Source organism: Clostridium sp. KNHs214 (genome assembly GCF_000744935.1).
GTDB lineage: Bacteria > Bacillota > Clostridia > Clostridiales > Clostridiaceae > Haloimpatiens.
Map to the genome: position 1 here is coordinate 353,155 of NZ_JQMW01000009.1, position 12,846 is coordinate 366,000.

Annotated in this window: 12 protein-coding genes; 11 read left to right on the top strand and 1 reads right to left on the bottom strand. The window is 31.4% G+C overall.

Annotated features, from left to right (window positions below):
* The first annotated feature begins 2 nt into the window (after positions 1 to 2).
* The 10 genes from CC89_RS04180 (at position 3) to CC89_RS04225 (ending at position 10,692) form a co-directional block, all read left to right on the top strand.
* Positions 3 to 1,772 (top strand): V-type ATP synthase subunit A, encoded by a 1,770-nt coding sequence (locus tag CC89_RS04180; RefSeq protein ID WP_035289389.1) that lies wholly within the window; start codon positions 3 to 5, stop codon positions 1,770 to 1,772.
* A 13-nt stretch (positions 1,773 to 1,785) separates the two neighbouring features.
* Complete coding sequence (locus CC89_RS04185) at positions 1,786 to 3,165, top strand: V-type ATP synthase subunit B (protein WP_035289397.1); 1,380 nt, start codon at positions 1,786 to 1,788, stop codon at positions 3,163 to 3,165.
* The gene (locus CC89_RS04190) at positions 3,165 to 3,788 is read left to right on the top strand and encodes a V-type ATP synthase subunit D (RefSeq protein ID WP_035289399.1); all 624 of its coding nucleotides are present in this window, start codon (positions 3,165 to 3,167) and stop codon (positions 3,786 to 3,788) included. Before CC89_RS04185 ends, CC89_RS04190 begins: the two co-directional genes overlap by 1 nt.
* A gap of 263 nt (positions 3,789 to 4,051) precedes the next feature.
* Positions 4,052 to 4,267 (top strand): hypothetical protein, encoded by a 216-nt coding sequence (locus CC89_RS04195; RefSeq protein ID WP_207641496.1) that lies wholly within the window; start codon positions 4,052 to 4,054, stop codon positions 4,265 to 4,267.
* Between the two features lie 172 nt (positions 4,268 to 4,439).
* Positions 4,440 to 4,811, top strand: a complete 372-nt coding sequence (locus CC89_RS04200) for a hypothetical protein (RefSeq protein WP_035289405.1) — start codon at positions 4,440 to 4,442, stop codon at positions 4,809 to 4,811.
* Positions 4,812 to 5,245: 434 nt separating this feature from the next.
* A complete protein-coding gene (gene mnmH, locus CC89_RS04205) occupies positions 5,246 to 6,268 on the top strand; it encodes a tRNA 2-selenouridine(34) synthase MnmH (protein WP_035289410.1) in 1,023 nt (340 codons plus the stop codon).
* A gap of 68 nt (positions 6,269 to 6,336) precedes the next feature.
* On the top strand, positions 6,337 to 7,146 hold the full coding sequence (locus CC89_RS04210; protein WP_035289415.1) for a ZIP family metal transporter: 810 nt from the start codon (positions 6,337 to 6,339) through the stop codon (positions 7,144 to 7,146).
* A 56-nt stretch (positions 7,147 to 7,202) separates the two neighbouring features.
* On the top strand, positions 7,203 to 8,729 hold the full coding sequence (locus CC89_RS04215) for a phosphomannomutase/phosphoglucomutase (protein WP_035289417.1): 1,527 nt from the start codon (positions 7,203 to 7,205) through the stop codon (positions 8,727 to 8,729).
* 263 nt (positions 8,730 to 8,992) lie between these two features.
* Positions 8,993 to 10,378 (top strand): MATE family efflux transporter, encoded by a 1,386-nt coding sequence (locus tag CC89_RS04220; protein WP_035289420.1) that lies wholly within the window; start codon positions 8,993 to 8,995, stop codon positions 10,376 to 10,378.
* A 77-nt stretch (positions 10,379 to 10,455) separates the two neighbouring features.
* A complete protein-coding gene (locus tag CC89_RS04225) occupies positions 10,456 to 10,692 on the top strand; it encodes a DUF1292 domain-containing protein (protein ID WP_035289423.1) in 237 nt (78 codons plus the stop codon).
* A 170-nt stretch (positions 10,693 to 10,862) separates the two neighbouring features.
* On the opposite strand, the gene CC89_RS20370 is transcribed toward CC89_RS04225, so the two are convergent.
* Positions 10,863 to 11,015, bottom strand: a complete 153-nt coding sequence (locus CC89_RS20370) for a hypothetical protein (protein ID WP_180964102.1) — start codon at positions 11,013 to 11,015, stop codon at positions 10,863 to 10,865.
* A 373-nt stretch (positions 11,016 to 11,388) separates the two neighbouring features.
* Here CC89_RS20370 and CC89_RS04230 point away from each other — a divergent pair, with 373 nt between their 5' ends.
* Positions 11,389 to 12,846: a methyl-accepting chemotaxis protein gene (locus CC89_RS04230; RefSeq protein WP_051931479.1), complete on the top strand. Its 1,458-nt coding sequence runs from the start codon at positions 11,389 to 11,391 to the stop codon at positions 12,844 to 12,846.

Genomic DNA, 12,846 nt, shown 5'->3' on the forward strand with positions numbered 1-12,846 from the left:
ACTTGGAAAATGCAAAAGGAATAATAGTAGGAATTAATGGGCCAGTTATAAAAGGCAAGGGCATGAAAAATTTTAAAATGAGAGAAATGGTTACTGTTGGGCAAAAGAAATTAATAGGAGAAATAATAATATTAGAAGATGATACAGCCACAATTCAAGTTTATGAAGAAACCTCCGGACTTAAGGTAGGAGAAGATATATTTTCCACAGGAAGACCTTTATCTTTAAAATTAGGGCCAGGAATAATAGGAAATATATTTGATGGTATAGAGAGACCATTAGAGAAAATAAATGAAATAAATTATGGTTTTATAGAAGAGGGTATAGGCCTTATATCCTTAGATGAGCAGAAGCTTTGGGATGTAAAGATAACTGTCAGTGAAGGAGATATTTTAAAGCCAGGGGATGTATACGCTCTAGTAAAGGAAACAAATTCTATAGAACATAGACTTATGATTCCATCAGATATAAGTGGAGAAGTAATATATAAGAAAGAGGATGGCAAATACAATATAAATGAAGTAGTGGTAAAACTTCAAAATGGAGATAAAATAGAGGAAATTCCCTTATATCAAATGTGGCCAGTAAGAACTCCCAGGCCAATTAAAAGGAGGAAGGCAATAGAAAAACCTTTGGTTACGGGACAAAGAATACTAGATACGTTTTTTCCTTTAGCTAAGGGAGGAACTGTAGCTATACCAGGAGGATTTGGTACGGGTAAAACTATGACCCAACATCAACTAGCTAAATGGTGTGATGCAGATATAATAGTGTATATAGGCTGCGGCGAAAGAGGAAATGAAATGACAGAGGTTTTGGAGGACTTTCCAAAACTCATTGACCCTAGAACTGGTATGAGCATTATGAATAGAACGGTGCTCATAGCCAATACTTCAAATATGCCTGTGGCAGCTAGAGAAGCAAGTATATATACAGGCATTACTTTTGCAGAATATTTTAGAGATATGGGGTATCATGTGGCCATAATGGCAGATTCCACATCTAGATGGGCAGAAGCACTTAGGGAAATATCTGGAAGACTCGAAGAGATGCCAGCGGAGGAGGGATATCCAGCATATCTTCCTTCAAGATTGGCAGAGTTCTATGAAAGAGCAGGTTACACGGAGAATTTAAATGGAAGTGAAGGTTCTATAACTGTAATTGGAGCTGTATCTCCAGCAGGAGGAGATTTTTCAGAACCAGTTACTTTAAATACAAAGAGATTTGTAAGTGTATTTTTAGGACTCGATAGAAATCTAGCCTATGCAAGACATTACCCAGCTATTAATTGGTTATCTAGTTATAGTGGATATCTAGATTCACTTAAGGATTGGTATGGTGAAAATGTAGCTAAAGACATGATGGAGATTAGAAATAAGGCTATGAAAGTACTTTTTGAAGAGAGCAAACTTCAGGAAATTGTTAAACTAGTAGGAGAAGATGTATTGCCAGATGATCAAAGACTTGTCATAGAAATAGCTAAAGTATTAAAAGTTGCATTTCTTCAACAAAATGCATACCACAAGGATGATACCTATGTTCCACTTAAAAAGCAATATAAAATGTTAAAGGTTATAGATGGTTTATATCAATACGGATGTAAGGCAGTAAAAATGGGAATACCTATATCTATAATACACAATAAGGAAATTTATGATAGCATAAATAAGATGAAATATAATGTGTCTAATGAAGATTTAAGTCTTATAGACCATTTAGAAGAAAATATAAAAAATTATTATAATAAATTATTTAAGCAGTACACTGCATAGAGGAGGTGGAAATTTGAAAAAGCAATATCTATTATTAGACAAGGTTCAAGGACCTACAATAGTATTATCAGATGTAGAAAATGTGGCTTATGATGAAATTGTAGATATAACCGTTGATGGGAAAGAAAATAAAAAGGGTAAGGTCGTACAAATAGATGAAGATAAAGTGACGATACAGGTATTTGAAGGTACTTCAGGTATTTCCACAAATAATTCATCCGTTAGCTTTACGGGAAATTCTTTGCAGGTTAGCTTATCTAAAGAAATTTTAGGTAGGGAGTTTGATGGTATAGGGGAACCTATAGATGGTGGAGGAAGAATTTATAGTAGAAAAAAGTATAATATAAATGGGAAAGCTATAAATCCTGTAGCTAGAAAATACCCAAGAAATTTTATTCAAACAGGTATATCATCTATAGATTGTCTTACCACATTAATAAGGGGACAGAAAATCCCCATATTTTCAGGAAATGGTATGCCGCATAATCAATTGGCGGCTCAAATTGTAAGACAGGCTAAAATTAGTGAAGAAGAAAATTCAAATTTTGCAGTAGTATTTGCAGCTATGGGGATTAAACATGATGATGCGGAGTTTTTTAGAAAGAGCTTTCAGCAGTCAGGAGTTTTAGATAGAGTGGTTATGTATGTAAACTTAGCAGATGACCCAATTGTAGAAAGGGTTATGACTCCTAGATGTGCTCTTACTGCAGCAGAATACTTAGCTTTTGAGGAGAATATGCATATACTTGTTATAATGACGGATATAACTAGTTATTGTGAGGCTTTAAGAGAATTATCTTCTGCTAGAGAAGAAGTTCCAAGTAGAAAGGGTTATCCAGGATATTTATACTCAGATTTAGCTTCCTTATATGAGAGAGCAGGTATGATTAAAGGAAAAGGAGGCTCTATAACTCAAATACCTATAGTATCTATGCCTAATGATGATATAACTCATCCAGTACCAGATTTAACTGGATATATTACAGAGGGGCAAATAGTGCTTAGTAGGGATATATATCAAAAAAATGTATACCCACCAGTTAATATATTGCCTTCACTATCTAGACTTATGAAAGATGGAATCGGAGAAGGTTACACACGAGATGATCATGGAGAAGTGGCTAATCAATTATTTGCTTCCTATTCCCATGTGCAGGAAGTTAGAGCACTAGCTCAAGTAATTGGAGAAGAGGAGCTTTCGGAACTAGATAAAAGTTATATAAAATTTGGAGGAGATTTTGAAGAAAAATTTCTAAAGCAAGGATATGAAGAAAATAGAAGCATAGGAGAAACCTTAGATTTAGCTTGGGATATCATTTCTATATTACCTAAAAATGAATTAGATAGAGTGAGTCCTAAAATTCTTGAAAAATATTACAGGGGTGGTGAATAATGCAGCAAATAGCTCCTACCAAGTCAAATTTAATAAGCGCTCAAAATACCTTGGAGTTTTCCAAGAAGGGATTTCAGCTTTTAGACCAAAAAAGAAATGTTTTAATAAGGGAAATGATGTCCTACATATCTAGAGCAGAAAAACTTCAGAATAGGATAAATTCTACTTTTAGTGAAGCGTATGAAGCACTAAGGCAGGCCAATATAACTATGGGAATATCCTCAGTTTCGGATATTTCCATGGCAATACCAGAAACTGAGGATTATGATGTAAGGTTTAAAAGTGTTATGGGTGTTGAGGTACCTCATTTAAATTATGAAAAAAAGCCTATACAGCCAAATTATAGCTTTCACAGAAGTAATACAGCTATGGACATTGCATATAAAAAATTTAATGAAGTTAAATATTTAATATATGAAATAGCAGAGGTGGAAAATGCAGTTTACAGATTAGCTATGGAAGTTAAAAAGACGCAAAAAAGAGCTAATGCTCTTCAAAATATACAAATTCCTAAATTGCAGGAAAGAGTTAAATTTATATCTGAAGTATTAGATGAAAAGGAAAGAGAAGACTTTTTTAGATTAAAAATGGTAAAGAAAAAGAAGAAAAAATATAAAGAATAAAAATATAATATTATAAATAAAAGGTATATTGTCTAGGTGTAATACTTAAGCACATATACCTTTTATTATTGGTAGTTCGTAATATAAAACAAAAATTATCAATATTAAATTTGTAATATAAATTGCCAATTACAGTATTGATATATGATAGTATTTACACTAATGATTATATATGATAAAATAGAATTAAATAGTAAAATATGTAAATTAAATGAAAGGTTTATAAAATTATAATTGCATTATATATATGTTATATGTATTTAATGGGTACAGTAAAATCAGTTAAAAATCCCAATGTGTTTGTAAAACGTGCAATAGCTGTTTGTCGTGTACATGGAGCAAAACACGAGGCACATGCTAAAGCGGCGGTTCAAGCATTTTATAATGACAAATATTTGGGACCTTGGACTCTTTATGGATGCGAATGTGGTGAAGCTTTTGCTTGTGATGGAAGACCTAATTGGACGACTGGAGCATAATGTTGGCAATTATTCTACTGATTTTGAATATAATTATGTAGATGATTATGGTGTGCTTAAATTAAAAAGTAAACATTACTTTAAGGGCATACCTAGTGGTTGGAATTTCTTTTCATATTAATCATGAGGGGGAGATATTATAGTTAATTTTATAATTGTTTTAAATGTTATTTTGGCAATAGCTTCCACGGTACTTATAATAAGAAATTTTTTAATTAAGTACAAGGGTAGTGACAGTGGTTTTAAAAATCTTGTGTTTTTAGCTTTTATAATTGTTGCTTTAATGTGTGCTTTAGGTGGGGCTTGGCAAGGAATGTCTACAAAGGGAAAAATGGAGTATTTAATAAATGTTAAGGAAATTCCAAAGAAAGAAATGGAAATCTTAAAGGTGGATATAGAATCTGGAAAAAGTGACATAAAAAAGAGTAGTGTAACGGGGTATATATGCTTAATAGGAGGGTATTTAATACTTTTAAACATTAAAAAAGAAAGGAAAAAGCAGTTAGAAGAAGATAAGAAAAAGTATAATTGGAGTAAAATCTAGAATTTTTTTTAAAGAAAAACCTTATTTTAAAGTGATTTATAATAAGGTTTTTTACTGAAATATAATAATTTAAATTAATTAAGTTGATTATCCTATAATTCCACCACATTGTACCTTTTTGTGGTTTAATCATTAAGTTGGATATTGCAAAAATAAAAAATGCCCTGAATCATTGATTCTTTCAATGATTTAGGGCATTTTTAAATTAAATGTATGTTGTGTAATGAGGATATTAAAATATTGATAAATTTAATAGTTGAACTTATTTCTATTTTAAAATAAAATAATAAGATGTATCAGAGTATTTGTAATTGGTCAAATTTATATATGAATGATTAACGATGATATGGGCTGGTATATAATTTTTAACGATGAATTTGCCCCTGTCATGAATGAATAACATATGATAAGAGCTAGTTGGGAAGGAGAAAAATATGTTTAGAGACATAGAATATGAAAATTTAGAAGGAGAGTATGTACTAGTAGATGTAAGAAGTGAAGGAGAGTATAAGGAATACACTATACCTGGAGCTATAAATATACCTATTTTTAATAATGAGGAAAGAAAAGAAATAGGCACGGTTTATGTAAGAGAAAGTGTAGATAAGGCTAAAGCTATGGGAGTGGAGGCGGCATCTAAAAAACTTCCATATATATATGAAAAAATATATGATTTACAAAAGAAATATAAAAAAGTAGTGCTTTTTTGTGCTAGAGGGGGGCTAAGAAGTACTGTTTTAACTACATTTCTCACCAGTTTGGGTGTGAAGGTTTACAAATTAAGGGGTGGATATAAAGGATATAGGGCATATATAAACAGAGAGCTACCAGTTCTTAATGAAAAAGTAGAGTATGTAATTCTTCAAGGAAATACAGGCATGGGTAAAACAAAAATTTTAAAGGAACTAAAGAGAAGAGGATATAATATAGTGGATTTAGAGGGCTGTGCAAATCACAGGGGATCACTTTTAGGAAGTGTTGGTATAGGAAAGTGTAATAGCCAAAAGGCATTTGAATCATTGGTATATGAGCAGTTAAAAGAGAGAAATGGTAATTTGGTGTTTGTAGAAGGTGAAAGTAAAAGAATAGGGAATATCATAATACCAGATTGTGTTTATAATAAAATGAGAGAAAGTAAAAGAATTTTGGTAAAGGGGGATTTGGATTACAGGGCTAAAAATATAATAGAGGAATACACAAGTGGACAAAAATGGAAGGAAGAGGTTGCACAAAGTTTAAATAATTTAAGAAAATATATAAGTGAAGAAAATATTGCAAGGTACTTGAAAATGGTAGAAAAAGGTGAGATCCTAGACTTGACTAAGGAACTTATGGTAAAATATTATGATCCCATGTATAAAAATGGGGAAAATAAGTACAAATATGAATTAGTTGAAGAGATAAACAGTATAAAAACTGCCTGTGATACTATAGAAAAATGGGTAGCTAAATTATAAGTTATTATAAGTGAATTTTTGGGGATTAGATATTGAGGAGTGGGACTAGTAAAAAAGGAGGGTGTTGTATGGCTTTAAATTTTACAAATAGCCCTGTGCTAGGGGCATTATTGGCTACTTTATTTACTTGGCTTATGACAGCTTTAGGAGCAGCAGTAGTATTTCTATTTAAAGAAATAAACAGAAAAGTATTAGATGGTATGTTAGGTTTTGCAGCAGGAGTTATGATAGCAGCAAGCTTTTGGTCACTTTTGGAACCTTCTATTGAAATGGCAGTTTCTTTAAATATGAAAGCTTGGGTACCGGCAGCAGTTGGATTTTTGGCCGGTGGTCTTTTTCTTTGGGCTGTAGATAAAATTCTTCCACATCTACATTCGGGTATGAAAACAGAAGAAGCAGAGGGTATAAAAACCAGTTGGCAGAGAAGTATACTTTTGGTTTTGGCTATAACCCTTCATAACATACCAGAAGGATTAGCAGTGGGTGTTGCCTTTGGAGCATTGGGTACTAATATCTCCTCTGCTACCTTTGCAGGAGCAGCAGCACTAGCTATTGGTATAGGAATTCAAAATTTTCCTGAGGGAGCAGCAGTATCTATACCCTTGAGAAGAGAAGGCATGTCTAGATGGAAAAGTTTTCTTTATGGTCAGGCTTCGGGAATAGTGGAACCTATAGCGGCGGTAATAGGAGCAGCCGCAGTGGTTCATATGAGACCAATACTTCCCTATGCTCTTTCTTTTGCAGCAGGGGCTATGATATTTGTAGTTGTTGAGGAATTAATACCAGAATCACAATTAGGTAAAAATACTGATTTTGCAACGCTGGGAACTATATTAGGTTTTGTAGTAATGATGGTACTAGATGTGGCCTTGGGTTAAGTTTTTACTGAATTAAATATTTGTAGTGATAAAATGCATACAAAGGAGGAATAGTTTTGGTAAATTCATTAGAAAAACTTATTAATGGAAATGACATAAGAGGTGTGGCATTAGAAGGAGTTGAAGGCGAAAAGGTAAATTTAACGCCGGAAATAGTTGAGATTTTAGGGTTGGCCTTTGCAAAATGGCTATCAATTAAAAAGGATGTAAAAATAGAAAATTTGAAGATTTCTGTAGGTAGAGATTCAAGACTTTCAGGAGAAAATTTAAAGTCATCTCTAATCAAAGGCATAAAAAACGGCGGTTCTGAAGTTTTCGATTGTGGCTTAGCATCTACTCCTGCTATGTTTATGACTACTGTTTTAGAAGGATATAAATATGACGGAGCTATAATGATGACAGCTAGTCACTTGCCTTTTAACAGAAATGGAATGAAATTTTTTACCAATGAAGGTGCCATAGAAAAAACGGATCTAAAGGAAGTAGTAAATATAGCTAAAGAGATGAAGGCGATAGATGGAGTTAAAAAAGGAAAAGTTAATACTATAGATTTTATTTCTCAGTATTCAAAATTTTTAGTGGGAAAAATAAAAGCAGGAGTAAATAGTAGTATAAATAAGGAAGAGCCTTTAAAGGGTTTTAAGATAATAGTAGATGCAGGAAATGGAGCTGGAGGATTTTTTGTAGATAAGGTTTTAAAACCACTAGGAGCTGACACAGAAGGAAGTCAATTTACAGAACCAGATGGAAGATTTCCAAATCATATACCAAATCCAGAAGATAAAGTGGCAATGCACTCCATACAAAAGGCTGTTTTGGACAATAAAGCAGACTTAGGAATAATATTTGACACAGATGTGGATCGTGCTGCAGTGGTAGATAGCCATGGCAATGAAATAAATAGAAATAAACTAATAGCACTAATTTCTGCTATCATATTAGAAGAAAATCCTAAAACTACTGTAGTTACAGATTCAGTTACTTCAGAAGGATTAAAAGAGTTTATAGAAAATAAATGTGGTGGAAAACATCACAGATTTAAAAGAGGATATAAAAATGTAATAAATGAAGCTATAAGACTTAATAATAAAGGTGAAGAATGTCATATAGCTATAGAAACCTCAGGACATGCTGCTTTAAAAGAAAATTATTTCTTGGATGACGGAGCTTACTTAGTGTCTAAAATTCTTGTTAAAACTGCTAAGTTAAAGGAAGAAAATGGTGAAGATATTCACAATTTAATAAAGGATTTAGAGGAAGCTAGTATAAGTAATGAATACAGAATGAAAATAACTTGCGAAGATTTCAAGGAATATGGAAATAAGGTTTTAGAGGATTTAAAAATATACTGTGATAGAAGAGAAGGCTGGGAATTTGAAGTACCAAACTATGAAGGCGTTAGGGTTAAGTGTAATAAAGAGAATGGTGGAGGATGGTTTTTAGTAAGACTATCACTGCATGATCCAGTGATACCTATGAATGTAGAAACAGACAGTAGAGAAGGAGAAAAATTAATAGTTAATGAACTCAATAAATTCTTTAGCGGGTATGAAAATCTAGATATAAAAGCATTAAATAAATAATTTAAAAAAGAGGCTGTTGCATTAAAGAATTTACATACGATATATTGTCTTAAACATTTAAATTTAGCACAATATATCGTAGTATTTATTCTTAGTGCAACATCCCCTTCGCTACTCAAAATAAATCTGAAATTATTGTACGTATACGTAAATATTTATTAAATATTGATATAATTATGAAAATTTATTATAATAGTTGATATGTGTATTAAAAGGTAGATAATATTATTAGGATGAATTATTTTATATGGGGGAATTTAGCTATGCATAAAGTGAATAATATAGTAGAAGGAAATATTTTAAAATCCTTATTAAAATTAGCGTTACCTATTATGGGCACCTCTTGTATACAAATGGCGTATAGCATGACTGATATGATATGGATAGGGAGAGTAGGAAGTAAAGCTTCTGCCGCAGTAGGCATAGCGGGGTATTTTACTTGGTTTGCAGTAGCTTTTATTGTTCTGTCAAAAGTAGCAGCAGAAATAGGTATATCACAATCTATAGGTAAAAGAGATATTAAAGAAGCAAGAAAGTATGCAAAACATGCTATACAAATAAATATATTTCTAGGTTTACTGTATGGGGCAGTTCTTATAATCTTCAGAAATAAATTTATAGGTTTTTTTAATTCGGGCAGTAACGAAGTATTTAATATGGCAGTAGATTACTTGGTAATAGTATCTTTAGGTATAAATTTCTATTTTATTAATCCAGTACTTACTGGCATATATAATGGTTATGGAAATAGTACAACTCCTTTTATCATTAATACTATTGGTCTTGTAACTAACATTATTTTAGATCCAATTTTGATATATGGAATAGGGCCTTTCCCTAGATTAGGGGTGAAAGGTGCAGCATTAGCTACAATAACTGCTCAATTAGTAGTTACATTGGTTTTTATATACAATATATATAAGACTAAATTTATAATGTTTCACAAGATAAATTTATTTACTAAACCAGAAACTTATTATATTAAAAAAATATTTAAATTAAGTACTCCTGTAGCTATTGAAGAAGGAATGTTTTGTTTTTTTTCTATGGTAATAGCTAGAATAGTTTCTCGTTGGGGATACATACCTATTGCAGTTCAAAATGTAGGATCTCAAATTGAATCCTTATCATGGCTTACGGCAGGAGGATTTTCAACTGCGCTTAGAACTTTTGTGGGGCAAAATTATGGAGCTGAAAAATGGGATAGAATCAAGAAGGGATACGTTACATCAATTAAGATAGTTGGTACCATAGGTATAGCAGTATCATTATTATTATTTTTCGGTGCAAAACCTATATTCTCATTGTTCATTCCAGGAGAACCAGAGACTATAAAATATGGAATGGTATATTTGAGAATATTGAGTCTTTCACAGTTCTTTATGTGTATTGAAATAACTACTGCTGGAGCATTTAATGGCCTTGGCAAAACCATGCCTCCATCTTTTGTAAGTACATTATTTACAGGACTTAGAATACCCTTTGCTTTAATATTGTCTTCTAACAAAATATTAGGTTTAAATGGAGTTTGGTGGACTGTGAGTATGAGTAGTGTAATAAAAGGAATAGTGCTTATAGCTTGGTTTGTGATATATATAAAAAGTAGACCAGAATTTTCACGTAGGCATGAAATTGCTTGTAAAAATTAATTTCATATTAAGTAAATATTCTCTCCTAAAATGGGAAAAATACATTATATATTATATAAATGGAGGAGGGAATGTAAATGGAAAAAACTATAAACGTTATGGATGAAAAGGGTAATCCTATTCAACTGGATATAATTGATGTATTAAATGTAGAAAATAACCAATATGTTATAGTAGGTGCTCAAAACTCAGATGAAGCCTATGCTTACAGAGCTATCCCTAAGGGAAAAGAAGTGGAGTATGTTTCTATAGGTGAGGGAGTAGAATTTAACAAAGTACTAAATGCCTATAATGAAAAGCATAAAGATGAATAAATATATAAATATCTTTTTAAATTAATTGATTTATATAAAAATGAAGAACTAGGGTTTAATTAAGAAATGATTTTAACATTTCCTAATTCCCTAGTTTTTTTATGTGAGTATTATGAGCCAGAAATACTTAAATATAATTTACTATAAAATATAATTATTATAATTTATAGTTAGGAAATTTCACCCTTTGCTTTGTTTCTTAGTCCATTGGAAACCTTTTTTGAAGTTGGGTTTCCTTTTGCAGTTTCTCTTGTGATAGGTGTTTGATAATTACATTTTTCCATCCTAGCTTTCTTATTATCTGGTTGACTATCCTTTGGCATAAAATATTCACCTCACTTTTATATAGGTTTATAGTATTATTTTGTACAGATTATATATCATATATACGATATATATATCGGGATATTAAGTAATTAGTAGGAGTCTTTATCTTCAACAATAGGATAGGGATATGATGCATAAAACAGAGTGCTAAGTATAGGCTAATTAGCAGAAATGAGGTTGTACTAATAAGAAATAAAGTATATTATAAAATAATATTATAGATTAATAGTAATTATTATTAAATAATATTGATTTCTTAATAGTTTAGTTATAAAATGAATGGAGGATATGTTTAAATTACCTAATATTTAAATAAAATCAATTTATAAGTATATTATGGAATGGGAAACGTAACTTAGGAGGATGAAAATGTTTAAATTTAAAAATGAAATGGAAGAACTAATGAATGCCTTTCAAAGGGAGGATGCCTATACACTGCAGCAAATTATTGAAGCGCCTAAAACAGAAAAATTTGCAAAAGAAATGTCACTTATACTTAGAGATTTAATGGAGGTTTCTCCAAAGATAAAGGATTTAGTGACAGAAATATTTAATAATACTACAAAGGTTAGCAATTTTAATGTTCAATTAGCACATCATTCTAAATCACTATACCAATCATCAATGGGACTTGGGCATGCTACTGAAGAATTATTAGCCGCTTCTGAGGAGATTACTGCTAGTATGAACCAAGTTACAGAAACTATTGTAGATGAAACTAGTGTAGTAGAAAATATATCAGGTTATACAGAGGATTTAGCTAAGGATTTTGAAAATAATGAAACAATATTAAAGGAAATGGTAGAAGTAAGTGGGGATGTCTATAATAAGTCTGGATATATGAAAAAGGACATGGAGAATTTGATAAATATATCTGAGCAGATAAAAAATATTGTAGAGGGTATAAAAAAAATAGCAGATCATACTAATTTATTGGCTTTAAATGCTAGTATAGAGGCGGCAAGGGCAGGAGAAGGCGGAAGAGGATTTGCTGTGGTTGCGGAAGAGGTAAAAAAATTATCAGAGGAAACTCGAAATCAACTTGATGAAATGGAAAAATTTATGGGTAATATGGAAGTGGCATCTAAAGATAGTTATGAAAGTATAAATTATACTATTGACTTCATAAGTAAATTAAATAATAATACTGATGATATGGAGAAATCCTTTAGTAAGAGCAAAAAGAGCATTAAAACAGTGTTATCTAGTATAGATTCTTTAGCTAGCAGTATGCAAGAAATTAGTGCTTCAGCAGAAGAAGTTAATGCAGCTATGTCTAACTTTTCTAATAATGCTGAGGATATGACAGTATTGGGTGAGTCATTATCAAATCAATCAAAAGAAATAGATGAGATGGCATCAGAAATTGAGAAATTAGATGATGATATATCTAATTTAGCTAAAAAAGGAGGAGAAGTTGTAAATTATTCTTTTTTTAAAATTTCCAATGGTAAGTTTATTTCAACTATTGACAATGCGATTTTAGCTCACCAAAAATGGCTAGATGATTTAGTGGTAGAGGTGGAAAATATGAAAGAGAGACCTTTACAACTAGATGGTCATAAATGTGGATTTGGACATTTTTATTATGCTATAGATCCAAAGGAGGCTAGTATAAAAAAAATATGGGATAGTATAGGAGAAGAACATCTTAAATTACATAGTATGGGACACAATGTTAAAGAGAGAGTGAAAGTAGGAGATGAAAAGGGAGCTAGGGAGGCTTTAAATAATACTAAAGACTTCTCAAAAAAAATTATAAAAAGTTTAGAACTTATAAGAGAAGAATCGAAAATACTTACTGCCGAAAATAAATATATTCTTTAA

What these genes read in the sequence shown, in the direction of transcription:
- CC89_RS04210 (WP_035289415.1), top strand. Translation starts at nt 6,337, where the DNA reads ATGGCTTTAAATTTTACAAATAGCCCTGTGCTAGGGGCATTATTGGCT.
- CC89_RS04190 (WP_035289399.1), top strand. Translation starts at nt 3,165, where the DNA reads ATGCAGCAAATAGCTCCTACCAAGTCAAATTTAATAAGCGCTCAAAAT.
- CC89_RS04220 (WP_035289420.1), top strand. Translation starts at nt 8,993, where the DNA reads ATGCATAAAGTGAATAATATAGTAGAAGGAAATATTTTAAAATCCTTA.
- CC89_RS04230 (WP_051931479.1), top strand. Translation starts at nt 11,389, where the DNA reads ATGTTTAAATTTAAAAATGAAATGGAAGAACTAATGAATGCCTTTCAA.
- CC89_RS04195 (WP_207641496.1), top strand. Translation starts at nt 4,052, where the DNA reads ATGGGTACAGTAAAATCAGTTAAAAATCCCAATGTGTTTGTAAAACGT.
- mnmH (WP_035289410.1), top strand. Translation starts at nt 5,246, where the DNA reads ATGTTTAGAGACATAGAATATGAAAATTTAGAAGGAGAGTATGTACTA.
- CC89_RS04225 (WP_035289423.1), top strand. Translation starts at nt 10,456, where the DNA reads ATGGAAAAAACTATAAACGTTATGGATGAAAAGGGTAATCCTATTCAA.
- CC89_RS20370 (WP_180964102.1), bottom strand. Translation starts at nt 11,015, where the DNA reads ATGCCAAAGGATAGTCAACCAGATAATAAGAAAGCTAGGATGGAAAAA.